Annotated in this window: 21 protein-coding genes; 13 read left to right on the top strand and 8 right to left on the bottom strand. The window is 68.8% G+C overall.

Annotated features, from left to right (window positions below):
• Window positions 1-193: 193 nt before the first annotated feature.
• From BSP109_RS07020 to BSP109_RS07010, 3 genes are all read left to right on the top strand, one after another.
• The gene (locus tag BSP109_RS07020) at window positions 194-2410 is read left to right on the top strand and encodes a M20/M25/M40 family metallo-hydrolase (RefSeq protein ID WP_257944591.1); all 2217 of its coding nucleotides are present in this window, start codon (window positions 194-196) and stop codon (window positions 2408-2410) included.
• Window positions 2411-2570: 160 nt separating this feature from the next.
• Window positions 2571-3068 carry a DUF3817 domain-containing protein gene (locus tag BSP109_RS07015; protein WP_256970422.1) on the top strand — a complete coding sequence of 166 codons (498 nt, stop codon included), beginning with the start codon at window positions 2571-2573 and terminating at the stop codon, window positions 3066-3068.
• A gap of 48 nt (window positions 3069-3116) precedes the next feature.
• Window positions 3117-4415: a hypothetical protein gene (locus tag BSP109_RS07010; protein ID WP_101599821.1), complete on the top strand. Its 1299-nt coding sequence runs from the start codon at window positions 3117-3119 to the stop codon at window positions 4413-4415.
• An 85-nt stretch (window positions 4416-4500) separates the two neighbouring features.
• Here the strand turns inward: BSP109_RS07010 and menC are convergent, their stop codons facing one another.
• A complete protein-coding gene (menC, locus tag BSP109_RS07005) occupies window positions 4501-5619 on the bottom strand; it encodes an o-succinylbenzoate synthase (RefSeq protein ID WP_101599820.1) in 1119 nt (372 codons plus the stop codon).
• A gap of 43 nt (window positions 5620-5662) precedes the next feature.
• On the opposite strand from menC, the gene BSP109_RS07000 reads away from it, so the two are divergent.
• Window positions 5663-7003 carry a D-serine ammonia-lyase gene (locus BSP109_RS07000; protein WP_101599819.1) on the top strand — a complete coding sequence of 447 codons (1341 nt, stop codon included), beginning with the start codon at window positions 5663-5665 and terminating at the stop codon, window positions 7001-7003.
• A 1-nt stretch (window position 7004) separates the two neighbouring features.
• Window positions 7005-7715 carry an AAA family ATPase gene (locus BSP109_RS06995; RefSeq protein ID WP_101599818.1) on the top strand — a complete coding sequence of 237 codons (711 nt, stop codon included), beginning with the start codon at window positions 7005-7007 and terminating at the stop codon, window positions 7713-7715.
• Between the two features lie 27 nt (window positions 7716-7742).
• On the opposite strand, the gene BSP109_RS06990 is transcribed toward BSP109_RS06995, so the two are convergent.
• A complete protein-coding gene (locus BSP109_RS06990; protein ID WP_257944590.1) occupies window positions 7743-8402 on the bottom strand; it encodes a TetR/AcrR family transcriptional regulator in 660 nt (219 codons plus the stop codon).
• Window positions 8403-8483: 81 nt separating this feature from the next.
• Here BSP109_RS06990 and BSP109_RS06985 point away from each other — a divergent pair, with 81 nt between their 5' ends.
• Entirely contained in the window at window positions 8484-10064 is a 1581-nt protein-coding gene (locus tag BSP109_RS06985) for an MFS transporter (RefSeq protein WP_101599817.1), read from the top strand.
• Window positions 10065-10123: 59 nt separating this feature from the next.
• On the opposite strand, the gene BSP109_RS06980 is transcribed toward BSP109_RS06985, so the two are convergent.
• A complete protein-coding gene (locus BSP109_RS06980; protein ID WP_101599816.1) occupies window positions 10124-11302 on the bottom strand; it encodes a M20 family metallopeptidase in 1179 nt (392 codons plus the stop codon).
• Between the two features lie 114 nt (window positions 11303-11416).
• Here BSP109_RS06980 and BSP109_RS06975 point away from each other — a divergent pair, with 114 nt between their 5' ends.
• From BSP109_RS06975 to BSP109_RS06950, 6 genes are all read left to right on the top strand, one after another.
• On the top strand, window positions 11417-12910 hold the full coding sequence (locus BSP109_RS06975; protein WP_101599815.1) for a glutamate--cysteine ligase: 1494 nt from the start codon (window positions 11417-11419) through the stop codon (window positions 12908-12910).
• Window positions 12911-13067: 157 nt separating this feature from the next.
• The gene (locus BSP109_RS06970; protein WP_101599814.1) at window positions 13068-14540 is read left to right on the top strand and encodes an IS1182 family transposase; all 1473 of its coding nucleotides are present in this window, start codon (window positions 13068-13070) and stop codon (window positions 14538-14540) included.
• A gap of 184 nt (window positions 14541-14724) precedes the next feature.
• A complete protein-coding gene (locus BSP109_RS06965) occupies window positions 14725-15930 on the top strand; it encodes a pyridoxal phosphate-dependent aminotransferase (protein ID WP_101599813.1) in 1206 nt (401 codons plus the stop codon).
• Window positions 15931-15944: 14 nt separating this feature from the next.
• The gene (locus BSP109_RS06960; protein ID WP_257944589.1) at window positions 15945-16406 is read left to right on the top strand and encodes a DUF1801 domain-containing protein; all 462 of its coding nucleotides are present in this window, start codon (window positions 15945-15947) and stop codon (window positions 16404-16406) included.
• A 32-nt stretch (window positions 16407-16438) separates the two neighbouring features.
• A complete protein-coding gene (locus BSP109_RS06955) occupies window positions 16439-17866 on the top strand; it encodes an NAD(P)/FAD-dependent oxidoreductase (RefSeq protein WP_101599812.1) in 1428 nt (475 codons plus the stop codon).
• An 80-nt stretch (window positions 17867-17946) separates the two neighbouring features.
• A complete protein-coding gene (locus BSP109_RS06950) occupies window positions 17947-18816 on the top strand; it encodes an SDR family oxidoreductase (protein ID WP_374700143.1) in 870 nt (289 codons plus the stop codon).
• Window positions 18817-19067: 251 nt separating this feature from the next.
• Here the strand turns inward: BSP109_RS06950 and BSP109_RS17900 are convergent, their stop codons facing one another.
• On the bottom strand, window positions 19068-19532 hold the full coding sequence (locus BSP109_RS17900; RefSeq protein ID WP_101599811.1) for a helix-turn-helix transcriptional regulator: 465 nt from the start codon (window positions 19530-19532) through the stop codon (window positions 19068-19070).
• Between the two features lie 107 nt (window positions 19533-19639).
• On the opposite strand from BSP109_RS17900, the gene BSP109_RS06940 reads away from it, so the two are divergent.
• A complete protein-coding gene (locus BSP109_RS06940; RefSeq protein WP_101599810.1) occupies window positions 19640-20125 on the top strand; it encodes a hypothetical protein in 486 nt (161 codons plus the stop codon).
• A gap of 112 nt (window positions 20126-20237) precedes the next feature.
• Here BSP109_RS06940 and BSP109_RS06930 read toward each other — a convergent pair whose 3' ends face one another.
• The 4 genes from BSP109_RS06930 to BSP109_RS06915 form a co-directional block, all read right to left on the bottom strand.
• Complete coding sequence (locus BSP109_RS06930; RefSeq protein ID WP_101599809.1) at window positions 20238-20816, bottom strand: hypothetical protein; 579 nt, start codon at window positions 20814-20816, stop codon at window positions 20238-20240.
• A gap of 512 nt (window positions 20817-21328) precedes the next feature.
• Entirely contained in the window at window positions 21329-21967 is a 639-nt protein-coding gene (locus BSP109_RS06925) for a peptidoglycan-binding protein (RefSeq protein ID WP_101599808.1), read from the bottom strand.
• A 368-nt stretch (window positions 21968-22335) separates the two neighbouring features.
• On the bottom strand, window positions 22336-22977 hold the full coding sequence (locus BSP109_RS06920; RefSeq protein ID WP_101599883.1) for a heme oxygenase (biliverdin-producing): 642 nt from the start codon (window positions 22975-22977) through the stop codon (window positions 22336-22338).
• A 71-nt stretch (window positions 22978-23048) separates the two neighbouring features.
• Window positions 23049-24856: fibronectin type III domain-containing protein (locus BSP109_RS06915; protein WP_146001097.1), on the bottom strand; the 1808-nt coding region annotated here is incomplete at its 5' end.

Here is a 24856-nt window from a genome sequence, read left to right as displayed (position 1 = left end):
GTCTCCACGGGCAGCGACGGCCGAAAATCAGCTCGCACTCAGGTTCGTTATCGGTTCGTGACCTCGTGTCGTGACCATTCCGTTACTGTGTAGATCGTGTGATTGCGATCACAGGACGCTGAGCGGGGACTCCCGCGGCGCGTGATCCCGAAGGACGCACAGCACCTCTGCACACGGCATCGGAAGGATGACCATGCAACCTGTACACACAACGGCCGGGCGCGCTCTGCGCTGCACGGTGGGGGTCGCCGCGGCGGCCGCACTGGGCCTGGCCACTGTGGCACCGGCTCTCGCCTCGCCGACGGCCCCTGACGGGCCGACGGAGCACACCGACATGGATGTGACGGGCGCGGATGCGATGGAGCATCTGCAGCAGCTGTCCGACATCTCGCTCGCGAACGCCGACGACGGCCACCGCGCACTGGGCACAGCAGGATACGAAGCGGCCTCCGAGTACGTGGAAGGAGTCCTCGAGGGCACCGGCGCCTTCGACGTCTCCCGCCACTACTTCGACGTCGCAGACCAGACGTTCGGGGACGTCGCGCTCACCGTGGGCGACACCGACTACGACGTCGAGGCCTTCGCCTACACGGAAGCCGCGGACCCCGCACTCTCCGACGCAGTCCTCGCGCTGCCGGTCGACGACTCCTACGGTGACGGCGCCGGAGGTGAGCTCGGCTGCTCCCCCTCTGATTTCTCCGACGTGACCGACAAGATCGTGCTGGTCCAGCGCGGCGAGTGCGCCTTCGGTGAGAAGACGGCGAGCGCGACCGAGGCCGGCGCGGCCGGCGTCGTGATCTACAACACGGAGGCCGGGCCGGTCAACGGCACGCTCGGTGAGCGGATGGAGGGCAGCGCCCCCACCCTCGGACTGCAGCAGGCCGATGGCGAGGCGCTGCGCGACTCGCTGGTCGAGGCGGCCGAGGCGGATCCGGCTGAGGAGATCACCGCTGACTTCACCCTCGAGACCGAATTCACCACGGTGGAGACCTGGAACGTCATCGCAGAGACCACTGCGGGCGATGACGACAGCGTGCAGATGATCGGCGCGCACCTGGACGGCGTCGCGGAGGGCCCGGGCGTCAACGACAACGCGTCCGGTGTCGCCGGCATCCTGGCGGCGGCGGAGGCACTCGCGGCGCAGCCGACGGACGTGGACCACACCGTGCGGTTCGGGTTCTGGGGTGCGGAGGAGGTGGGCCTCGTCGGCTCCACCGAGTACGTGGCCTCGCTGCCCGCCGACGATCTCGATCGGATCCAGTCCTACCTGAACTTCGACATGATCGGTTCGGAGAACTACGTCGTCGGCACGCTCGACTCCGACGGCTCGGATGTCCCGCTGCCCCCGGGCGTGAATGTGCCGGAGGGATCGGCTGAGCTCGAGGCGATCTTCACCGACTTCTTCGACTCGAACGATCAGCCGCACGTCGGCACGGAGTTCTCCGGGCGCTCCGACTACCAGGCGTTCATCGACAACGGGGTGCCCGCCTCCGGCCTCTTCTCCGGCGCGGACGCGATCAAGACCGCGGAAGAGGTCGAGCTGTTCGGCGGCACCGAAGGCGTCCAGCAGGATCGGAACTACCACACGATCGACGACACGATCGAGAACGTGTCGACCGAGTCGATCGACATCTTCACCCCGGCGATCGCGTTCGCCGCGCACTCCGTGGCCTTCGACCTCGTCGACGGACCCACCGATGATCCGACGGACGATCCGACGGGTGAGCCGACTGATGACCCGACCGGCGAGCCCACGGATGACCCGACGGGTGAGCCCACGGATGACCCGAGCGATCAGCCGACGGACGAGCCGACGGACGATCCGTCGGATCAGCCATCGGACGACCTGGCGCTCACGATCGCACCGGAGACGGTGGGGATCTCCGACTTCGTGGACGCAGACAAGGGCGTCGACCTGCAGGTGACCGGCCTGGAGCCGGGCGACGATGTGGACTTCTCCGTCACCCCGACCTCGGGTCAGAACACCGAAGAGGCCGTGATCGCGGCATCCGCGGATGACGACGGCGTGGCGAGCACCAAGGTCTACGGCACCAACTCGGATGCCGCGGACGACTACATCGGCGACTACTCCGTCGAGGTCGACGGCGTGGACTCCGCGGATGCGAACGCAGGTGCAGAGCAGGCGGCGGCCGAGGCCTCGGCGGCGGACCTGAGCGGCACGTTCAGCGTCGTCGCGGACGAGGACGCACCCGACGGCGGCGATGACGGCGACGAGGGCGACAACGGTGACGACGGTGACGACAGCGGCAACGGCGGCGATGACGGTGATGACAGCGACAAGCTGCCGCGCACCGGCGCCGACTCGCTGCCGCTCTTCGCGGCCGGCGCAGCACTGCTGGTGGGCGGCGCAGCGGTCGTGGCCGCCACGCGCAGCCGCCGTCGCAGCTGAGCCCGGCGCGCAGCGGGAAGGGACTCGTCTGCTGACGCGGTCCACCCACGCGACGCGCTGACCGGCCGGTGAGCCGAGCGAGCGGGCTCCGAGCACTCCCTGGGGGAGGGCTCGGAGCCCGCTCGCATTGTGCTCATGGACTGAGCGATGGATTCTCGCGATGCAGATGCCGCGTGCAGTCCGCGACGATGACCGGGACGATGACGGGATGACACCCAAGCGCCTGTTCACCATCGTCGCGATCGGCGAGGCGATCACCTGGACCCTCCTGCTGCTGGGGATGTTCCTCAAGTACGTCACGCGGTCGACTGAGGTGATGGTGAGCATCGGCGGTGGAGTCCACGGGTTCATGTTCCTCGCCTACTGCGTCGCCACGGTGTTCGTGGGGGTGTCGCAGCAGTGGGGCATCCGGGCCATCCTGCTGGGCCTGGGCTCCGCGATCATTCCGTACGCCACGATCCCGTTCGAGATCGGGGCGAGGCGCCGCGGTCTGCTGGACGGTGCGTGGGGCCTGGCTGCCGGTGGTCGCGAGCCGAAGACCCTGCTCGAGCGCCCCATCGCATGGGGCATCCGGAAGCCCGTCTCCGCACTGCTGACAGGGGTGCTGGCGGTCGCCGTCGTGTTCACCGTGCTCCTGATCCTGGGTCCGCCCGTCTGATCTCCTTCATACTGGTAGTCCGCAACGTCGCCGTCGCTAAGGACAGCCATGCTCCAGTCCACACTTCCCGAGATCCTTCTCCTCGTGCTCCTCGTGGTGGTGCTGGCAGGCTGCGTCACCGTCGTCCTCGCCGCGCTTGCCGGCCTGCGCCGGATCGCCGCGCACCTTGCCGAGGACCGGGCGGAGCGCCGCGAGCAGGCTGAAGCCGCTGCGGAGCACGAGGCGGAGGACGCGCGTGCGAGGACCGCACTCGCAGACGCCCAGACGGAACTGCTCCGCGCGCAGACTCGAGCCGCGGAGGCTGGTGTGCGTGCCGCGGAGGCGCAGGAGCGCGCCGCAGAGGCGCAGGAGCGCGCCGCAGACGCACAGACGCGAGAGGCGGAGGCGCGACAGCTCGCGGTCGAGGCGCAGACGCGCGCTGCGGAGGCCGAGGTTCGCGCTGCAGAATCGCAGGGGCGCGCTGCGGAGGCTCAGGTGCTCGCGGCAGAAGCACAGCAGCGAGCCGCCGAGGCCGCGGCTGCCGGGACTGCGAGGCAGGCCGGACCGCTCGAGCGAGACGGGGAGAAGGGCGGTCCTTCCGCCGAGGCCGTCGCGAGCGGATCCGCGGACGGTACGACCGACCGCCCGACCACGGGCACGGACGGCACCGGTGGCGCACCGGGATGGAACGATGCGCTGGCCGACATCCAGCAGGCGCTGGGCGGCATGGGCGGCCTCAGCGGTCTGGGGAATCTGGCGAACTGGGGAGGTGCGGGCGGCCTCGGCGGCGCGTCCGGCAGCGGCTCGCGCGGATCGTCGAAGGGCGCTTCGCCGCTGGATCCCGAGCTGTTCGACAGGCTCCCGGACGAAGTCCGCAGGATGCTGCGCGATCTGCAGAAGCGCAGAGGCGACGGGCTCGACACGGATGCGCTGCGGGGCTGGCTCAGTGATCGGCTCGGCGGCTGGGGCGACCGGGGGAGTGCCGGATCCGGCACCGACGGTGGTGCGGGCGCAGGTGACGGTGCGGGTGACAGGTCCGGTGACGGAGAGGCCGGCGCTGCGGGTGGCTCAGGCCGCCGCATGGGCTTCCAGCCGGAGCCGGAGCCAGGATCGGAGTCCGGGTCAGACACAGCAGAAGGCCCGCCCGCGGGAGTGTGGGACATCGACGATGAGGTGACCGATGCGACCGGCGGGATCGACGTGAACGCGCTGATCGAGGACGCACTGCAGGACCGCAGGCGACGCCAGGGTGGCGCGACTCCCGGTGAGCGCGCGGATTCTGGCACCACGGACGACGGGGGCGTCGCTGAGGATGAGGGGGACGCTGACGACGGGGGAGACTCCGCGACCGGCGACGAGGAGCGCTGACCCGGAGTCTGATCTTCCGCAGCCTGAGCTTCCGGTGCCCGGTCGGTCCGGTGCCCGGTCGGTCCGGTGCCCGGTCGGTCCGGAGTCAGCGGGTGATGTCGATGGTCTCCGTGCGGAACTTCTCCAGCTGACCCGGGTCGATCGTCACGCCGAACCCGGGACCCGTGGGGATCTCGACGGCGCCATCGCGCTGCACGATCTCCTCTGTGATGTCCTCGTGGAAGAAGCGCTTCGACCCGGAGATGTCGCCCGGCAGTGAGAAGCCGGGCAGCGTCGCCAGCGCGGCGTTCGCCGCGCGCCCCAGGCCGGTCTCGACCATGCCGCCGTGCCAGACGGCGACCCCGTGTGCGGATGCGAGGTCGTGGATCCGCTTCGCCTCGAGGAAGCCGCCCACGCGTCCGGGCTTGATGTTGATGACGGCTGCGGCGCCCAGCGAGATGGCGTCCGCTGCGGACTCTGCGGACACGATCGACTCGTCCAGGCACATCGGCGTGCTCATGAGCTTCGCGAGCTCGGCGTGCTGGCGGATGTCCGCCTCGCCCAGGGGCTGCTCGATGAGGAGGAGGCCGTAGTCGTCGAGCTTTGTGAGGTGCGCTGCGTCGACCAGCGTGTACGCGGCGTTCGCATCGACCTGGAAGAGGAAGTCGTCGCCGTACTCCTTGCGCAGCGCGGCGACGGGTTCGAGGTCCGCGCCGGGCTTGATCTTCAGCTTGATACGGGCGTAGCCCTCATTCAGGTAGCCGCCCACGGCCTCGAGCAGTTCGGGGATCGACCGCTGGATGCCCACGGAGACGCCCGACGGCACGGAGTCGACGACACCGCCCACGTACTCCTTGAACGACTGGTTGCGCATCTTCAGCTGGGCCTCGAGCACCGCCATCTCCAGGGCCGACTTCGCCATAGGGTGGCCGATGATGGGCTTGAGGTGCCAGGCGACGGTCTCCGCCGTGAGGTTCTCCACGTCGAAGAGGATCGGGGCCATCCAGTCGCGGGTCACCGCGATGCCCCCGTCCACGTATTCGTCGGAGTAGAGGGGCGAGATCATCGCAACGGATTCGCCCCACCCGGTGATCGGTCCGGACTCCGTGTCGAACGACGCCTCGACGAGGTAGCAGTGCTTCTCCGTCTGCCGTGCGAACGAGGTCTCGAACGGTGTGACGAGCGGAAGGGACACGCGGTGGAGGCGAAGCGATGTGAGCTGCATGACATCACACTAGCAATCGAGTCTCAGGGGTAGCGTTCTGAGCATGACGAATGCGGCGGCGGTGCGGGGCGGTCTGAGCGACGAGGCCGACACGGCGGTCTTCGACGACCTGGTGGCAGGCCGGCCGACGGTGTGGATCCCCGGTGCAGCGGCTGACGACACTCGCGCTTCCATCGTGTCCTCGACCCGTACTCCAGCGCTGACTCCCGCCCTCATCGACGCGGCGGAGGAGCGATTCCGCTGGTTCGCGCCGCTCTTCGAGGAGCTGTTCCCCCAGACCCGTTCGCAGGGCGGTGTCATCGAGTCGCCGCTGGAGAAGGTCGCATCACTCAGCCGTGCCCTGGGGGAGGAGTTCGGAGAGGACTTCCCGCACGAGCTATGGGCCAAGCGTGACGATGCGCTCGCCGTGAGTGGGTCCGTGAAGTCGCGTGGTGGGATCCACGAGGTGCTCGAGGTCGCGCTGGGAGCCGCCAGGGACCTCGGCGTCGACCTGGACAGCGGCCCGCTGGTCTTCCTCGACGAGGCGGTGCGCGAGCGCATGGCGCGCATGCGGATCGTCGTCGGGTCCACGGGGAACCTGGGCATGTCGATCGGTCTCATGGGCGCGATCCTGGGGTTCAGCGTCACCGTGCACATGTCCCTCAACGCGAAGGCGTGGAAGAAGGACACGCTGCGGGCATCCGGGGTCGAGGTCGTCGAGCACGACACGGACTTCACTCAGGCCGTGCACGCTGGCCGTGCCGCGGCGGAGGCGGATCCACGCGCCCACTTCATCGACGACGAGAACTCGCTGAGCCTCTTCGCGGGCTACGCCGTCGCAGGGAGGCGGCTCGCGGGTCAGCTGGCGGCGGCCTCGGTCGTGGTGGACGAGGACCACCCGCTCACGGTCCACCTGCCGTGCGGGATCGGCGGGGCGCCCGGCGGGATCGCGTACGGACTGTCGACCGAGTTCGGCGATGCCGTCCGGTGCGTGTTCGTCGAGCCGGTGTCCATGCCGGCGTTCCTGCTGGGCAGGCTCACCGGCCTGGACGACGGGATCGCCGTCGCGGATGTGGGACTCGGTGCGCTGACAGTCGCGGACGGGCTGGCCGTCGGGAGGCCGTCACGTTTCGTGGGGAAGGCCGTCGGGCACCTGCTGCACGGGTACGCGACGGTCACCGATGACGATCTCCTGCGCACTCTGGCCGTCGCCGAGGCCACTGCCGGGCTCCGGCTGGAGCCCTCCGCCTGCGCGGGGCTGAGGGCGGCTGGCCGGTTCGCGGGCGCTGGTCCGACCGAAGCCCCCGGCACCCACATCGCATGGCTGACGGGCGGCTCGCTCGTGCCGGACCAGGAGTACGAGGCACTGCTGGAGGCCGGGCGACGGCTGCTGAGGGATCCCTGACATGGACACCTTCAGCACCCTGCCCGTCCGGAGGATCGAGGAGCATCGCCTCGCGCCGATGGAGCGCGAGAACTGGCCCGCGACTCTCGCACCCGTACGGCAGGTGCTCGACGACGGATGGGACCTGAGCCCGCTCACCGTTCTGGTGGGCGACAACGGGGTGGGGAAGTCGACTCTCGTGGAGGCACTCGCGATCGCCTTCGGCCTGAATCCCGAGGGCGGCACCCATTCTGCGACGCACCGGACACGCGCCACGGAGTCCGAACTGCACGACCATCTGCAGATCGTGCGCGGGGCCGGCGCGTCGAAGCGCGGAGTCTTCCTGCGGGCAGAGACGATGCACGGCCACTTCAGCTACTTGGAGTCGATCGGCTCCAGCGGGCTGCACGCCCGCAGTCACGGCGAGGCCTTCCTGGACTACGTCACCGAGCGGTCGCGCATCTCTGGTCTCTGGGTGCTGGACGAGCCGGAATCGGCGCTGTCGTTCTCCGGGTGTCTCGCGCTGATCGGCGCCCTGCGAGACCTGCGGGCTGAAGGATCCCAGGTCGTGCTGTCGACGCACTCACCCGTCCTCGCAGCATTGCCCGGCGCGCAGATCTTCGAGGTCGGGGAGTGGGGGCTGCGGCGCTGCGACTACGACGACCTCGAACTGGTGCGGAATCAGCGCTCGTTCCTCGAGGCGCCGGATCGGTACCTGCGGCACTTGGAGTGAAGGGCCGGCGGTCGTGCCCCTCTCGATTCACGAACTGCTGCGCGCCTGGACTCCGTCGAGGATGACGTCGAGACCCTCTGTGAACCAGTCCCGTTCGCCAGGGGTGAGCGGATACTCGATGAGGCGGCGCAGATGTGGGAGGTCGGTCAGATCCAGATCGCGCAGACGGTGCTGCCAGGCAGTGCCGAGGTCGCCGTCCTCGCCGCCGTTCCTGTCCCCGAGGAGGACGCGGGCACTGCCCTGAACGTAGTTGTTGATCGTCATGATCGCGCGGGCGGCCACGTCTGGCCTCAGGTCCAACTCCTCGAGAGCTGCCAATGCCCAGTCCATGGCAGTCAATGAAGCCCTGCCGAAGGGTGGGGTGACGGTTTCACCGGCGGTGAGCATCCACGGGTGTGCGACGAACGCCGACCAGTCCTGCCGGGCGAGGATGTGCATGCACTCCCGCCAACCCAGACCGGATGCATCGGGATACGGGTGTTCGGCGGTCACCCGGTCGACCATGGCGACGATCAGCTCGTCCTTGTCGGGCACATGCCGGTACAGCGACATCGCGCCTGCATCCAGTCGGTCGGCAACGCGCCTCATCGTCACCGCTTCCAAGCCGCTCTCGTCTGCGAGCGCGACGGCGGCGATGACGATCCTGTCGCGCGACAAGGGGCCGGACGGGCCGACTCGTGGATTCACCTGACCTCCTGCACGCAGTCTAGCGAGACGAGTACACCGTACGCTACGCTCGTTGCGTACGGTGTACTCAAAGGGGGAATCATGCAGGATGCCACTCCTCGTCCAGCGGACGAACGATCGCGGTGGATCGGTCTCGCCGTCCTGACCCTGCCGGTGATCCTCACTTCCATGGACATCACGATCCTGCACATCGCGATCCCTGCGATCACGGAGGAGCTGACGCCGACCGCCGGCCAGACGCTCTGGATCCTCGACGCCTATGGCTTCCTGCTGGCCGGGCTCCTCATCGTCATGGGAAACATCGGCGACCGGATCGGCAGGCGACGGCTGCTGCTGATCGGTGCTGCCATGTTCGGCGCGGCCTCGGCCCTCGCGGCCTTCGCGCCGACTCCGGAGGCGCTCATCGCCGCACGCGCTCTGATGGGGATCGGCGGCGCAACACTGATGCCCTCGACCCTCTCGCTGATCCGCGGAATGTTCAGCGACGCGGCCGAGCGCACTCGGGCCATCGGCGTCTGGACCGCGAGTCTGTCCGGTGGGATCGCACTCGGCCCGATCATCGGAGGGCTGCTGCTGGACTCGTTCTGGTGGGGGTCGGTGTTCCTCATCAACGTGCCGGTGATCGTGCTCCTGCTGGTGCTCGTGCCACTTCTCGTGCCGGAGTTCCGCAGTGCGGCTGCTGCGCGGCTGGACCTGGTGAGCGTGGTCCTGTCGTTCGCGGCGATCCTGCCGCTCGTCTGGGCGATCAAGACCGCTGCCGAGGACCTCGCCCTCGGTGTCGAACCTCTGGTCGGCCTTCTGGCCGGCCTTCTCTGCGGCGCGGCGTTCGTCCTGCGGCAGCGACGGATCACAGCGCCGCTGATCGACCTCGGTCTCTTCGCCGACCCCCGTTTCAGCGGCGCGGTCCTCGGTTCGGGACTGGCGATGTTCTCACTGGTGGGCGTGATGCTCTACAGCGCTCAATACCTGCAGCTCGTCGAAGGACTCTCACCACTGCTCGCGGCATTCGCGCTGCTCCCGGTCATGGTCGCAGTCGGCGCGATGGCTGTGCTGGCGTCCGTCCTCGTGCGCCGCTTCGGATATCCGATCGTCTTCGGGGCCGGCGCTGTCGTGGCCGCCGGGGGAATGCTCGCCTTCAGCAGCGTCACCGTCGAGGGTGGCCTGGTGCTCGCCATCGTCTCTTCAGCCTTCATCGGTGCCGGCATCGCACCGATGATGACTCTGGCGACTGACGTCGTGGTCGGCTCCGCACCACCAGACCGGTCCGGAGCTGCGTCCGCGCTGTCGGAGACCGCTGCAGAACTGGGTGCAGCGCTCGGGATCGCCGTGCTCGGATCGATCGGCACGGCGATCTACCGGTCCCGAGTGCTCGACTCCATGCCTGCTGACGTCCCCGAAGAGGGGGCCGAGGTCGTCAGCTCCAGCCTCGGAGCCGCCTTCAGTGTCGCCGAGCAGCTCCCCACGGAGAACGCTGCCCATCTCGTCGAGAGTGCGCGGAGCGCCTTCATCGACGGGCTCGGCGCCGCGTCCGTCGTCGGTGCGCTGATCCTGGTCGCCGCAGCCGTCCTGTGCCCGCTGCTGCTGCATCGGGGACGCGTTCCTAAGGGATCAGTGTCTGCGGACCCCGAGGTCGGTGGCGAAGACGGTCGTGCACACCGATGAACACGTTCAGTGCGCACTCCACTCAGCTGGGAGGTCAGTGGAATGCGCACTGAGCGGGTTCAGCCCAGCTGGTCGGCGATGAGTGCGGCCAGCAGAGCCGTGCGCGGCGCGATGTACGACGACAGCGCGTGCTCGTGCTCAGCATGTGCGCCATCGCCCACCGCGCCCAGGCCGTCGAGCGTCGGGATGCCGTCGCCTGCCGTGTAGTTCCCATCCGATGCTCCGCCGACCTCGACGCCCCGCGGCGGCTCGATGCCGACAGACTCCGACAGGGCCGCGGCGCGGTCGAACAGCGACTCAGCCATCGCGCGCTCCATCGGCGGCCGGTTGATGCCGCCCTGCACCTCGATCGTCGCGCCGTCCAGCACCGGCCGCAGCGCGCGGATCGCGTCGTCGACCCGCTGGAGCTCGTCCTGTGTCTTGGCGCGCACATCGACGTCGAACCGTGCGAGCGCCGGCACCGTGTTCGTCGTCGTCCCGCCGCTGAAGACGGTGGGGGTCACGGTGGTGCCCTGATCCGGGTTCGCCAGGCCCGCCACGGCCAGCATCTGGTGGGACATCTCGAGTCCTGCGTTCACGCCCTTCTCCGGGTCGAGGCCCGCATGGGACGCCCGTCCGTGGAGGACGATCGTGTACATCGACGTGCCCTTGCGCGCGATCTTCAGCGCACCACCCTCACCGGCTGCGGCCTCCATGACGAACGCGGCGCGCGCCTGTGCGGCCTCCTCGCGCAGCAGCGGGGCGCCGGTGTGTGAGCCGACCTCCTCATCGCCGGTCACGACGATGCTGAGTCCGTCCACCGCCTCGGGCCCGCCCTGTTCGATGAGCATCGCGGTGGCGTGCACGGACATGACCGCGCCGGTGAGCATGTCGAAGCTGCCTGGCCCGCGGACGACCCCGTCCTGGTGCGAGAAGGGGATCCGCTCGAGCGTGCCGTGCGGCCACACGGTGTCCTGATGGTTGACGAGGACCACCTTCGCGGGGCCGGAGCCGAACCGCAGCCTCAGGTGTGTGACGCCGTCGACCGTGACGGTCTCCGGAGTCGCCCCCAGTCGCTCGGTGACGAAAGCGGCGAAGTCCTGGGCGCCTCGGGCGACGGCCTCCAGGTCCGACGACGGGGTCTCGATCGAGATCGCCCGCTCGATGTCCTCGAGCATCTGGGGGAGACGGGACTCCGCGGCGGACAGGAGCGCGGGGTGGTCGAGGGAGGCGTCCGAGTTCGAGGTGGGGTGCGTCATGCCTCCGATTCTAGGATCAGTGCGCTCGCGATGGTCGGCGGGTGGGACGGCGGTCGACGATCCGAAGGGCGGAACACGAGACGAGACCGTGGTCGGTGTGCCACTCTTTGTCGCATGGGAGAAGCAGTCGGATCCGTCCGATACACGCCGCGCGAGCGGACGCTCTATCGTCGCAAGCTCCAGGAGAACCTGGAGACCTTCGATACGTATCTGCAGAACGCGAGCTTCGAGTCGAAGGGCACGATCGGACTCGAGCTCGAGTTCAACCTCGTGGACGAGCACGGCGCGCCGGCGCTTGCGAACCTCGATGTGCTCGACACGCTGGACGACGGTGATTTCCAATCGGAGATCGGCGCCTACAACCTCGAGGTCAACATGCCGGTCTCGCGGGTGCGGGATGCGGGGCTCAAGCAGCTGGAGAAGGGGCTCGACGAGCGCCTCGCGAAGCTCCGTGCGGCCGCTCGCACGCACGACGTCACGCCGGTCTCCATCGGCACCCTGCCCACGGTGACGACGGAGCTGCTCGAGGACGAGCAGTGGATCACCCCGGAGAACCGCTACCGGGCGCTGTCCACCGCCGTCGTCGAGGCCCGCGGCGAGTACGTGGGCATCGACCTGTCCCGCGAGGACCACTACGCGCCCGACTTCACGGACATCGCGCCCGAATCCACGTGCACGTCGATGCAGCTGCACCTCCAGGTGGCGCCCAACCGCTTCGCGGACGCGTGGAACGCGTCGCAGGCGATCGCCGGCGTGCAGATCGCGATGGCGGCGAACTCGCCCCTGTTCCTGGGGCACCGGCTGTGGCACGAGTCCCGCCTGCCCGTGTTCGCGCAGTCGATCGACACCCGCACCCCGGAGCTCGAGCATCAGGGCGTGCGTCCGCGCGTGTGGTTCGGCGAGCGGTGGATCACCAGCGTCTTCGACCTCTTCGAGGAGAACGTCCAGTACTTCCCGCCGCTCCTGCCGGAGACCCGGGAGGCATCGGGCCGTCCGATCCTCACCGACAACGGCACCCCGTACCTGCATGAGCTCAACCTCCACAACGGCACGGTCTGGCGGTGGAACCGGCCGATCTACGCGCCCGGTCGGCGCAGCGCCCACATCCGTCTGGAGAACCGGATCCTGCCGGCAGGGCCGACGACCGTGGACATGGTCGCGGATGCCGCGTTCTACTACGGACTCATCGCCTTCCTCGTGCGGGAGAACCGGCCGGTGTGGTCGCGGATGACGTTCGCGGAGGCGCAGGAGAACTTCGAGAACGGTGCCCGCGACGGGATCGGCGCGCGCCTGACGTGGCCGCGGCACGGCACGATGGACGTCGCAGAGCTGGTGCTCGAGACGCTCGCCCCGCAGGCACGTGAGGGACTGGAGCAGCTGGAGGTCGATGAGGAGGTCATCGACGAGTACATCGGGATCTACGAGGCCCGGGCCCGCACGGGCCGCAACGGCGCCTGGTGGCAGCGGAAGGCGCTCGACGCGTTCGCCGGGCGCGCACCGGTCGGCTCGGTCGAGCGGGAGGAGGCGCTGCTCAAGGTGGTCCGCCTCTACACGCAGAATCAGCAGGACGGCCGTCCCGTGCACACGTGGGAGCTGCCGGGGGAGTGAGCCGCGTGTGCGGCTCACGTGCGGTCCCATCCCCCTAGGTGCGTGGGTCAGTATTCACCGGCACCCACGCCGGGGCGCGCAGACCCAGCCACGAGCCCTTGCGAAACGCTTCCACCAGATCCCTGCGGAGCACTCGTGGGGAGGGGAGAATGGTGGGATGAGCACCAGTGGTGAGGAACTCTTCACGCTCGACGCGCAGTCGCCGGATTCCCGCCCTCGGCAGTCGCCGGCGGGTGAGGCAAAGCGCTTCCGCGAGTACGACCAGTCGCAGCAGTTCCTGCTGCCTCCGAGCCTCGATGACTGGCTGGCTGTTGACGACGAGGCCCGGTTCATCTCCGAGATCGTCGATGACGTCCTCGATCTGACCGATATCTACGCCTCATACGAGAAGCTGCGGGGAGCTCCACCGTACGATCCGGCGATGATGCTCAAAGTCCTCCTCTACGCCTACTCCACCGGCATCACCAGTTCCCGCAAGATCGAACGCGCCTGCCAGCGAGACATCGCGTTCCGCTGGCTGTCGGGCAACCAGACCCCGGATTACCGGTCGCTGGCCCGGTTCCGCAAACGCCACCTCGATGCGTTTGGGGCCGTGTTCACCCAAGTGCTGGCGGTGTGCGCGCAGGCAGGCATGGTCAAACTCGGTCGGGTGGCCCTGGACGGGACGAAACTCCATGCCGATGCCTCGAAGCACAAGGCGATGAGCTACGACCGGATGGATGCCAAGCTCCACGCCTTGCAGGCTGAGGTCGAGGCCCTGGTGGCTGATGCTGAGCGGACCGACGACGCGGAGGACGCCCAGTACGGCGAGGATCAGCGCGGCGATGAGATCCCGGCCGAACTCAAGGACCGGACTCGGCGGATCGCGAAGCTGCAGGCGGCGAAAGCTGATCTGGAGGCCGATGCGCAGGCAAAGGCCGGGCAGAAGGCCCGGGACAAGGCCGCCACAGCACAGAAGTCCCCGGCCGAGCAGGAGCAGGCCGCCGAAGATGCTGCCGACCAGGCGGTGCCGGAGCCCAGAGCGCAGCGGAACTTCACCGATCCCGAAGCCCGGATGATGAAGACCAACCACGGGTTCGACTACGCCTATAACGGCCAAGCCATCGTTGATGACACCAGCCAGGTCATCATCGCTACCGATCTGGGCCAGCAGGCCACCGACGTTCAGCAGTTGATTCCGATGCACGAGACCATGACCGACCAGCTGCGCCAGTCCGGAATCGAGGAGGATCCGGCAGTGTTCCTCGCCGATGCCGGCTACTGCTCGAAAGCCAACCTGGCGGCCGCCGACCAGTGGCCGGCCACTGCGCTCATCGCCACCGGCAGGGAGCTGAAGGGCGAGACATTCACCACCGCCCAGGACCCGCTGCCCGAGAAAGCAACTGCGCGGGAGACGATGGCTCACCGGCTCCGGCAACCCGACGGGCATGAGCATTACGCGCGCAGGAAAGCCATCGTCGAACCCGTATTCGGCCAGATCAAGACGAGGCAACGAGCCGGGCAGCTGCGCCTGCGAGGGCTGGCGGCGGCCAACGGTGAGTGGGTACTGCACGCTCTCTGCCACAACCTGCGCAAACTCCGCCTGGGCAGTGTCTTTCAGGCCGGGAAAGGGGCCGTGACCCCGGCCTGACGAGCCTTTCCGGGCATCCGTGGCCGGTTTCTGGGCCTGCGCACGTGCCAGTGGCCCCCTGAGGACGCACTCTGTGGGCTTTACGCAGCGTTATGGAAGCTCGAGCGATCGGGTTGAGCCCAGGGCCGATCGATGCACGTAAGCCTTCAACCCGTTTCAGACCCACGCACCTAGAGTGGTGGACATGGAGCAGACTGCACGTATGAAGCCCACGATCTCCCGCCGTTCGGCGAAGGTGCGCCCCTTCGCCGTCATGAATATCCTCAACCGCGTCTTCGAGATGCGGTCGCAGGGTCGTGACGTCATCTCACTCTGCGTGGGTGAGCCGTCCCAGGGCGCGCCCGCAGTCGTCCGCCGCCGAGCCGCCGAGGTCGTGCTCGACGGGACCGGCCTGGGCTATTCGGAGGTGTTCGGGATTGTCCCGCTGCGGGAGCGGATCGCTGAGCACTACAAGCGCTGGTACGACGTCGACGTCCCGATCGAGCGCATCGCCGTGACCAGCGGATCGTCCGGTGCGTTCGACATGGTGTTCCTCGCGAGCTTCGACGCAGGCGACCGGGTCGCGCTCGCCACCCCCGGCTACCCCGCGTACTCGAACATCCTCCGGGCGCAGGACGTCGAGGTCGTCGAGCTGCCCTGCGGCCCGGACGTCCGGTTCCAGCCGACGGTGGAGATGCTGGAGGCCGCGCACAGCCAGGCCCCGCTCAAGGGCCTCATGCTCGCCTCGCCCGCGAACCCCACCGGCACGATGATTGAGAAGCCGGAGCTCGCCGCGCTCACCGCGTGGTGCGAGTCCAACGGCGTGCGGCTCATCTCCGACGAGATCTACCACGGTGTGACGTTCACGGACTCGCACGGGACCTCGGCGCTGGAGTGCGGTGACGACGCAGTCGTCATCTCCTCCTTCTCGAAGTACTGGGGGATGACGGGGTGGCGGCTGGGCTGGGCGATCCTGCCGGAGGACCTCGTCGCCCCCTGCGATGCGATCGCGGGGAACCTGTCGCTGTGCCCGCCGGTGCCGGCGCAGCACGCGTGCGTCGAGGCCTTCACCGACGAGGCCTACGAGGAGTGCGATGCCGCCGTGGTGGGGTTCGCCACCGCGCGCCAGCACGTGCTCGACGCCGTCGACGACCTGCAGTGGAAGGACATGGCCCCGGCCGACGGGGCGTTCTACATGTACTTCCGCGTCGATGACGTCCTGGGGCCCTACGCCGATGCGTCGGACTGGTGCGCCGGCCTGCTCGAGACGGAGGGCGTCGCGCTGGCGCCCGGCGCCGATTTCGATCCGATCAACGGCCACAATGCCGTCCGGCTGTCGCTGGCCGCGGGACCGGAGAACATCGCCGAGGCGCTGGTCCGGATCCGCCGCTTCCACGCTTCGCTGGGCTGAGGACGGGGGAGACCGTGGCGCATTCCGAGGAGCGACGGGGGAGTCTGACGCGCGGCCACACCGGTGTGACGGCCGCGGACGTGAAGACGACGCAGACCGACGTGGATCCTGCCGCGTGGGTGGAGCAGCTGGAGTGGCCGCGCCGGCGGGAGCACGGCCGCCTGCTGCTCGAGGTGTTCGGGCGGGTCACGGGCGAGCAGCCGGTGATGTGGGGGCCGACGATGGTGGGGTACGGCGAAGTGCACTACGTGTCCTCGGCGGGTCGCGAGGGCGACTGGTTCCTCGTGGGCTTCAGTCCCCGGAAGGCGAACATCTCCCTCTACGGGCTGCAGGGCTCGGCGCGCTCCGACGAGTTGCTGGCGCAGCTGGGCAAGCACCGGGTCGGTGCGGGATGCGTGTGGATCAACAAGCCGGAGGACGTGGACCTCTCCGTGCTCGAGGCCCTCATCCGGGAGACCTGGGCAGCGGTGGAATGAGACGACCACCGGGTCCGTGACAGGATGCAGAGATGACGAAGGCCATCGTGATCGGCAGCGGCCCCAACGGTCTCGCCGCCGCAGTGACCCTCGCCCGGAACGGGGTCGAGGTCACGGTTCTGGAGGCGGCGGACGAGGTGGGCGGCGGCACGCGATCCGCGGAGCTCACCGTCCCCGGCCTGCTCCATGACGAATGCTCAGGATTCCACCCGCTCGCCGTGGACAACGTATTCACCCGGTCCGTCGATCTGGCGGATCACGGTCTGCGCTGGTCCCGGCCAGATGTCCAGTACGCCCATCCGCTGGACGGGGGCGGCGGAGCAGCGGTCTGGCAGGACGTCTCCACGACGGCACGGCACCTGTTCGATGACGGGGCACGGTGGGCGCAGGTCTTCGGGACGCTGGCGACGCACTTCCCCGACATCGCGGATGACTTCCTGCGCCCGATGCTGCGTGTCCCTCAGCATGTCCTGAAGCTCGGGATGTTCGGGGCGTTCGCAGGCCCACCGGCGTCGTGGGTCGCCCGGCTGTGGCGGACAGAGGAGGCGCGGGCACTCTTCGCCGGTGCGGCAGCGCACTCGTTCCGGCCGCTGGATTCTCTGCTGTCCTCGGCGATCGGGGTGGCTCTGGGAACCGCCGCGCACACGTACGGCTGGCCGGTGGCGGAAGGCGGTTCGCAGAGCATCGCCCGTGCGATGTGCGCGTCGCTGGAGAGCTCCGGCGGGACAGTGGAGACGGGGATCCGAGTCGACGCACTCGCCGATCTGCCTGCTGCGGACATCGTCATGCTCGATACGAGCCCCGCAGCGGCAGTCCGGATCGTGGGTGACGCGCTGCCGCGACGGGTGGCGCGGGGACTGAGCCGGTTCCGACACGGTCCCGGTGCATTCGTCGTGAACTTCGCCGTCGAGGGCGGGATCCCGTGGACCTACGAACCAGCGCGTCGCGCCGGCACTCTTCACCTGGGCGGGCGCTTCGACGAGATCGCTGCTGCCGAGGCCGCGATCAACCGGGGGCTCATGCCGGAGAAGCCGTTCGTCCTTCTGGGTCAGCAGTACCTGGCGGACTCGCAGCGTTCGCGCGGCGGTGTTCATCCGGTCGACGCCTATGCGCACGTCCCGGCCGGCTACGACGGCGATGCGACGAGGGCCATCGAAGACCAGATCGAGCGCTTCGCTCCCGGCTTCCGGGACCGTGTCATCGCGCGGAACGTGCGCACCACGACTGAGGTCGCAGCCGTCAACGCGAACTTTGTGGGCGGCGACATCGTCAGCGGCGCGAATTCGGCACTGCAGCTGGTCTTCAGGCCGCGGCCCGCTCTGGATCCCTACTCGTTGGGAGTGCCGGGGCTCTTCCTCTGCTCGGCGGCGACGCCACCGGGTGCAGGAGCGCACGGCATGGCCGGGTACAACGCGGCGATGTCCGCGCTCGCGCAGTGCGGTGGCGATCGACGAGCATGAGCAGCGTCGATGGGCAGGCGACGGCGTGCCTCGTTCCCATCGGCGACCGGATGAACGGCTGAGATCCAGGAGGAACGGATATGACCGAGACAGAGCACAATGCCGAGCAGCGCGATGCGGAGCGCGGCGCTGAAGCCGCGCCGACCATCTTCATGACGGGAGGAAGCCGCGGGATCGGGCTCGCGATCGCCACGAAGCTGGCGGCAGGAGGCGCGAAGGTCGCGCTCATGGCGAAGACGGATACACCGGACCCTCGCTTGCCGGGCACGGTGCACACTGCCGCGGCGCAGATCGAGGAAGCCGGGGGACAGGCGCTTCCGATCATCGGAGACGTGCGGGACGACGTCGCGGTCGGTGAGGCGATCGCACGCACGGCGGAGCGCTTCGGCGGGATCGACATCGTCGTGAACAACGCGTCGGCCATCGCGCTGCAGGGCTTCGGTGAGTTGTCGATGAAGCGCTACGACCTCATGCAGGACATCAACGCGCGCGGCACGTTCAGCGTGCTCTCCCATGCGCGGGAGCATCTGCTGAAGTCCGCTCGTCCGCGCGTGCTCACACTGTCGCCTCCGTTGGCGCTGGAGTCGCAGTGGTTGGCGGAGTACGCGCCGTACACGCTCAGCAAGTTCGCCATGACGATGCTGACGCTCGGGTTCGCGGAGCAGCACCGTGCTGAGGGTGTCGCAGCGAGCTGCCTGTGGCCGCAGACCCTCATCGCCACGGCGGCAGTGCAGAATGTGGTCGCAGGTGACGAGGGGATGAAGTCCGCCCGCCGCCCGGAGATCATGGCCGATGCCGCGGCACGGGTCCTCTCGATGTCGGCGGATGAGGCGAACGGGCAGTGCTTCGTCGACGAAGCGGTGCTGCGGGATGCGGGGACCAGTGATTTCTCGCAGTATCTGTTCGAGGGGGCGACCGAGGAGAGCCTGGAGAAGGACCTCTTCCTCTGAGCGGACGGTTTCTCTGTGCTGGCGGTTCCCCTGAGCGGACGCCGCCGTGCGGTGCTGGCGGGCGGCTGACCCGTCAGCCTGGCACGTTGATTCAGCAGTTCGGCACAGTGAGTCGACATTCCTGCACACGGGACAGGTGATTCCTGTGCAGGATTGATGGGTCAGTCGAGCTGAGGCGTCCGTCCGACGGCGACGCGTGCGGGGCCGGCGAGGACACGCGCTCCCGGCGGATCACCGCTGCGGCGGCCCGCTCAGTCGTCCTCGGGGTGCTCCAGTGCGTGATCGAGTGCGTCGATGAGGATGTGCGACACGTGCGCGTCCTTGAAGGAGTAGATCGCCTCACGCCCCACCCGGTCGACGTCGACGAGGTGCAGGCTGCGCAGCTGCTTGAGATGCTGCGAGACGAGCGGCTGCGACAGTCCCGTCTCGTCGACGATCTCCGTCACGCTCGCCTCTCCTTGCGTGAGGACGAGGAGGATGCGCAGACGAGAGCTGGCAGCCAGAGCCTTGAAGACCTCGGCGGTCCGTTCGATCGCAGCTGCGTCATAGGGGGGCGTGCGGACTTCGCCGACCTCCGGCTCGCAGATCTCGACGGGACCGGGCTGCGCGCCGGAGGGAGGAATCGCCGTCGGGCCGCGGCGCAGACCGCTGCCCGCTGTCCCGCCGACGGAGGAGTACCGGGCGCGGTCCTGCGACCCGCGTGTCTGATCAACCATGGGCTGAATCGTATCGCTCCGCTGACCGATCGTGCCGGGAGCGTCCTCCGCGCCGCCGCACCACGGGCCGGTTTGGACCGCCACCGCGCGCCTGGCAGGATTGTGGCATGCGTTACATCGTCGCGATCGCCGCCGCCGTGCTCGTGCTCCTGCTGCTCGCGGCCACGACCGGCTTCGGAGACTGGCCCCGACCGTGGGGGCCGCTGTCCCGCGGAGCGGTGGGAGGCGTCATCGCGATTGGTGTCCTGATCATCTGGGAGCAGCTCTATCCCCGCGAGGACTCGCTGACGGACGAGGAGAAGGAGCGGATCGCACGCGAGGACGCCCAGGGCGTGAGTGTGGTCAACACGGTGTCGGGCGACTCGGCGTCGGACGGCCCGGTGTCGGGTGAACCGGTGCTGGATGACGCGGACGGCCCGGTCCAGGACGAGGCCGCCGCCGAGGTCCCGGAGACCGCCGCCGGGACCTCCGCGGCCGCGATGGACCAGTCCGCGTCCGCTGAGGCGGGGGCCGGTCCCACCGACGGCGCTGCGCCTGCGTCGGACCCGGACACTGCTCCTGCCCCCGTCGACGACGAGGACCCCCGCACCTGAGTACGAGGGTCCTGCAGCCGGCCCAACCGGTCCAACCGGCCCAGCCGGGTCAGCCGACCCAACCGGTCCAACCGGCCCAGCCGGGTTAACCGGCCCAACCGGGCCAGCCGGGTCAGTCGATGGGATCGACGTCGTCGTTGTCCGCGAGCAGTTCGTCGGCCAGCGGCTCCCACTTGTCATAGGCATCGGGGAACGCGGATCGCTGCACGGCCTGCGCTGCGGCTCCCGGGCCCATGTCCTCCCAGCCGGCGATATCGTCGAGGCCCGGGTTGGTGACCTCGTCGTTCGTGCCGAAGAACGACTGGGTCGCGTGGACGGGGTCCGTGACGTCCTCCTGTGAGCCCCAGCCCATCGACGGCCGCTGCTGGAAGAGTCCGGCGGAGTCGCGGTCGCCGCCGTCCAGGTTCTCGAGGCTCGACTCCTGCATCGCGGTCATGAGCGCGATCGTGATGGCCTCCTCGGAGACGTCATCGGCCTTCCCCGTGCCGATGATCGTCCGAGCGTTGTCGACCTGCTCCTCGGAGAGGCCCGAAGCCGTCACGTCAGCGGCTGCGGCTGCGACGCCGCTGTCCGCGGGGGCCGCGAATGCGGAGGAGGGAGTGAGGAGGAGGCCTGCTGAGAGGGCTCCGGTGGTGAGGGCGGCGGCCAGGAGGCCCGTGCGTGTGACGGCCTTCCGAGACGAATCCGGCATAGGGGCTCCGTTCAGGATGTATGGGGTTCAGGGCGCACGCGCTGTGCTCGTGCTCGGCGAGGTCGATGGGCGACGACGCGGAGACCACGGTGACAGCCGCAGAACCCCGGTTTCAAGCGGCTTGAACGCGTTCGACCGCGTGAGGGGCCCTGCGTGGACGGCGAGCCCAGAATGCTGAGCGAAGCATGTGAAGCATCCCGAGGCGCCGTTACCGCATTGTGATGCGGAACGAGCGGACCCGCGATTGAGCGCGCAGAAGATAACGAATTGATAACTGTCAAGGTGCTCCGTGTTCACTCAGCGACCGCTGGACACAGGGGGACCCCGGGTCGGAACGACCCGGGGTCCCCCTGTGTGATGAGCGTCGGTCACGGACCGTTCAGGCGGTACGGGACACAGGTGTCATCCTGCCCGTACGGATCCGCGCTCTCGCACTCCACGGCGCGGCTGGTTCCCGCCTGCTCGAGACCGCTCCACGAGGTCACGGACTCCTCTGCGAGTGGTCCGGGGTGTCACGCGATGGGTGCGACATCGCCGTTCTGGGAGAGCAGGTCGCGTGCGAGCTCTTCCCACTGGGCATAGAGGTCCGGGTACGCGGACCTCTGGACGGCCTGCGCGGCGTCTCCCGGCGCCATGGACTCCCAGCCGTCGATCTGCAGCAGCCCGGGGTTCGGGCCCTCCGGGTTCACTCCGTAGAAGGACTTCGAGGAGTAGACCGGGTCCATGATGTCCTCCGGGGTCCCCCATGCCATCGCGGGGCGCTGCTGGAAGAGACCCAGCGAATCGCGGTCCCCGTAGTCGAGGTTGAGCATGCTCGACTCCTGCATCGCTGTCATGAGCGCGATGACGATGCCCTGGTCCGGGATGTCGGCACCCCGTCCCACAGCGATGATGGTGCGGGCGTTCTCGACCTGTTCGGGACTGAGCTGCGCCACGGTCGTGTAGGCCTCGATCCGCTCGGTGTCGGTTGCGTTGAAGGGGGTGAGCGCGCTGCCCGAGGTCTGGCTCGCAGCGGTGGTCGGCTCGGCTGACGGTGCGGCCTGGGCGGAGGAGGGGAGGAGCAGCGGGGCCGCGGCGAGGGCTCCAGCGCTCAGGACGGTTGCGGCGATGAGTCCCGTGCGTGTCACGGGGCGTGTCGACTGTGTCGACATGTCGGATTCTCCTGTCGTCTCCGTGTGGAGCGGCGGGGCTTCGCGCGGTGAGCCCGCCGCTGGTGTCAGGTGCATCCGGATGCGGAGACCACGCTCGCAAAGCGGACGGACGCGCACAAGAGGCCCACACGTCCTGGACCGTTCCGGGCCGGTCCTGGAACGGTCCAGGACAGGAGAGGGGAATGGTGTGCGCCCAACTCCTGTGAAGTGCGTCTCCGTGGACGTGACCGCGTCGTGATGCGGCGAAGGGCGTCCTGGTGAGAGGGCATGCAGAAGGTCACAGTGAGGTCACTGGGAAAGTCCTCACCATTGGCCGATCAGTGCCTGGTCGTGCCGTTTCCGCACAGCCCCCTCGCCGGCCGCGTGGGTCACGCGAGTGAGTCGAACAGCTCCTTCGCCAGGATGAAGCCCGCCCGCGCCTCGTCGACGAAGGCGTCCCGCTGCGCCTCTGTGAGCGGCGCAGCGTCGAGCGCTGCTCGGTACTGGTCCTTGTACGGCTTGTGCTTCTCGATTCCCTCGAAGCGCCATGTCCGCAGGGACTCCGCGGGCAGGTCGTAGTGCCGGGCCGCGAGTCTCCCGATCACCTGGCCGCCCGACAGGTCGCCCAGGTAGCGCAGGTAATGGTGGGCGAAGTAGCGCTCCGGGGCGTCCTGCGGAAGAGCCGCAAGGCGGTCGACGTACGTGCGGGTCGCCGGGGTGGCCGCCGCGGGAGCGGTTCCGGTCCGCAGGTCCGCGAGGTCGGCCTCGAGGGCGGCGACGCGGTCCAGGCGCGGATCCAGCACGCCCGCGAGCTCCGGCGAGTCCGCGAACCTCGCCTCCGTCGCCTCGAGGGCGCGGTAGAGATGGAGGTACTGCTCGAGCAGTGAGACATAGGCGTCCCGGTCCAGCTTCCCTCCCAGCAGGTCGCCCATGAAGGGCGAGTTCTCCGCCTCGTCGTGCGCGTCCTGCGTCTGGGACTTCACGCGGGTGGAGAACGCAGTGTCCGTGGGAACGGCGTCGACAGCGGTCATGGAGGTCTCCTCAGAGGTGTGGTGGTGTGTGTGGCCGGTGTGGTCAGTGGTCTCCGTGCTGCGGTGCACGCTCATACGAACATCCTCGGATCGAGCCCCAGTCTTCTCCGGAAGTAGACCACTGAGGTGATCGTCGCCGCAAGGCCGGCCCCCGCCGTGATCCCGCCGATGACGATCGCGCGAGTGGGCAGCGAGGAGTCGCCCGCGGCCTGCTGGGCCATATCCGAGAATGCGGAGCGGTCCTCGTCGAAGTCCGCGGCTGACGGGTCGGACGCACCGTCGGGAGCGCCGCTCCCGCTTCCGGCCCCGCCGCCGGTGCCGCCCGTTCCCGAGGCCGAGCCCCCGGCACCCGGACCGGCACCCGGTGCGCCGTCGCCGGCTCCCGCTGCGGCGGAGCCGCCTCCGCCCTCGCCCGAGTAGTCGCCGGGTCCGGAGTCGTAGTCGTCGGAGAAGGCCACGGTGAGCGGTTCGGTGGGCTTGTACGGATCCCGTGCGCCGCCGGAGGTGAACCAGTAGGAGAACTGTCCCGTCTCGTCCTGGAAGTCGACGAAGTCGCTGGGGAACGAGCCCCAGTGGGCGTCGTTCTCGGAGCTCTGGGGAGCCTGCCCGGTCGGGTTGCCCTCTTCACCGCCCACCCGGCTGTCACCGGCGTCCGCTTCACCTCCGGAGCCGTCGTACGACACGCCCAGGTATTCGGGAGTGACGGTGAACCCTCCGTCGGAGTCGGCCTCGTCGGTGTCGATTCCGCGCACGTTCGCGAGAGTGACCTGGCGCTCCTCGAGCTCGCCCCACTGCGACGCGTCGTACATGGAGGCACCATAGCCGCCGACCGTCGCCGTCACGGTTCCGCTGCCGCTGCCATCGATCTCGAGGACGGGGTCCTCGGCCCACCAGTAGGTCATGCCGCCGTAGAAGACGACGGTGAAGCTGCCGTCCCACTCGATGCGCTCGCCGCCGTCGTCCAGCTGCTCGCGCTCGCCGCCGGTGATGACGACCTGCTGCTCGGACCACTGGTCCTTGCCGTTCGTCGACAGCGGGGTCCCGTTGCGGTCCAGGCACTTGTTCGACCAGTCGGCTGCGGTCCATCCGCCATCGGCGGTCGCCTTCCGGATCGACGTGTTGCCTTCGGAGGTGCTGTAGAGCGAGTCGTCCGCCCAGACCTGCGAGGATCCGTAGTCGCCGGAAGCGCCGGCGGACAGGAAGTTGCAGCCGCCGAAGTAGGCGCCGGAACCGGCCTCGCGGTTCATCGCCCAGCGGAAGACCGCACCGTCGCCGGATTCAGGTGAGTCCTCGGATCCGCCGCGGTCGCCGTCGCCGCTGCCGCCATCGTCCGGAGGCTCCGGAGTGGGTGCGGGGGAGGGCTCTCTGTGCTCGGCGGTCGTGAAGGTGACGTACTCCCAGTCGCTGGAGAGGCCGTAGGAGCTTCCGGATTCGCCGTCGTCGTAGTTCATCGAGCGGACGCGGGCGGTGTAGGTCGTGCTCGGTTCGAGACCTGCGAACCGGGTCGACGTCACCGCGCCGTCGACCGTGCGTCCGGTCCATTCGGCGTCGTCACCGTTCTGCTCGCCTGCGGCCCACTGGGCCTGGTAGGCTGGCGGGACCTTGTCGTCCTGGTCGCCGGCGTCGTCGTCCTTCGCCCCTGTGGGGCGGTCCCATGAGACGGTGGACGAGCTGCTCGAATCGTCTGAAGCCTCGACGTTCTGAGGCTCCTTCGGAGTGTGGCCCGGATCGAGGTACTCGAGTGATTCCGTGGTGTAGTCGATCGTGATGGGTGCTGCGGTCTTCTTCGCATCGACCTGTCCGCCGGAGGTGTACCAATAGGCCGCCTGACCGGTCTCGACATTGAAATCGACCCAGTCCTGCGGGAACGAGCCCCACC

Source organism: Brevibacterium sp. Mu109 (assembly GCF_900169375.1).
In the GTDB taxonomy this organism is placed as follows: Bacteria; Actinomycetota; Actinomycetes; order Actinomycetales; family Brevibacteriaceae; genus Brevibacterium; species Brevibacterium yomogidense_A.
Note: the sequence above shows the minus strand (reverse complement) of the source record. Positions and strands in the feature narration are given on the sequence as shown.

Excerpts from the sequence above, each read along its gene's own strand:
- menC (WP_101599820.1), bottom strand. The coding sequence starts at position 5,619 with ATGCAGCTCACATCGCTTCGCCTCCACCGCGTGTCCCTTCCGCTCGTC.
- BSP109_RS07020 (WP_257944591.1), top strand. The coding sequence starts at position 194 with ATGCAACCTGTACACACAACGGCCGGGCGCGCTCTGCGCTGCACGGTG.
- BSP109_RS06980 (WP_101599816.1), bottom strand. The coding sequence starts at position 11,302 with ATGACGCACCCCACCTCGAACTCGGACGCCTCCCTCGACCACCCCGCG.
- BSP109_RS07000 (WP_101599819.1), top strand. The coding sequence starts at position 5,663 with ATGACGAATGCGGCGGCGGTGCGGGGCGGTCTGAGCGACGAGGCCGAC.
- BSP109_RS06955 (WP_101599812.1), top strand. The coding sequence starts at position 16,439 with ATGACGAAGGCCATCGTGATCGGCAGCGGCCCCAACGGTCTCGCCGCC.
- BSP109_RS06995 (WP_101599818.1), top strand. The coding sequence starts at position 7,005 with ATGGACACCTTCAGCACCCTGCCCGTCCGGAGGATCGAGGAGCATCGC.
- BSP109_RS06965 (WP_101599813.1), top strand. The coding sequence starts at position 14,725 with ATGGAGCAGACTGCACGTATGAAGCCCACGATCTCCCGCCGTTCGGCG.
- BSP109_RS06920 (WP_101599883.1), bottom strand. The coding sequence starts at position 22,977 with ATGACCGCTGTCGACGCCGTTCCCACGGACACTGCGTTCTCCACCCGC.
- BSP109_RS17900 (WP_101599811.1), bottom strand. The coding sequence starts at position 19,532 with ATGGTTGATCAGACACGCGGGTCGCAGGACCGCGCCCGGTACTCCTCC.
- BSP109_RS06940 (WP_101599810.1), top strand. The coding sequence starts at position 19,640 with ATGCGTTACATCGTCGCGATCGCCGCCGCCGTGCTCGTGCTCCTGCTG.
- BSP109_RS07015 (WP_256970422.1), top strand. The coding sequence starts at position 2,571 with ATGCAGATGCCGCGTGCAGTCCGCGACGATGACCGGGACGATGACGGG.
- BSP109_RS06970 (WP_101599814.1), top strand. The coding sequence starts at position 13,068 with ATGAGCACCAGTGGTGAGGAACTCTTCACGCTCGACGCGCAGTCGCCG.
- BSP109_RS06930 (WP_101599809.1), bottom strand. The coding sequence starts at position 20,816 with ATGCCGGATTCGTCTCGGAAGGCCGTCACACGCACGGGCCTCCTGGCC.
- BSP109_RS06975 (WP_101599815.1), top strand. The coding sequence starts at position 11,417 with ATGGGAGAAGCAGTCGGATCCGTCCGATACACGCCGCGCGAGCGGACG.
- BSP109_RS06950 (WP_374700143.1), top strand. The coding sequence starts at position 17,947 with ATGACCGAGACAGAGCACAATGCCGAGCAGCGCGATGCGGAGCGCGGC.
- BSP109_RS06985 (WP_101599817.1), top strand. The coding sequence starts at position 8,484 with ATGCAGGATGCCACTCCTCGTCCAGCGGACGAACGATCGCGGTGGATC.
- BSP109_RS06925 (WP_101599808.1), bottom strand. The coding sequence starts at position 21,967 with ATGTCGACACAGTCGACACGCCCCGTGACACGCACGGGACTCATCGCC.
- BSP109_RS07010 (WP_101599821.1), top strand. The coding sequence starts at position 3,117 with ATGCTCCAGTCCACACTTCCCGAGATCCTTCTCCTCGTGCTCCTCGTG.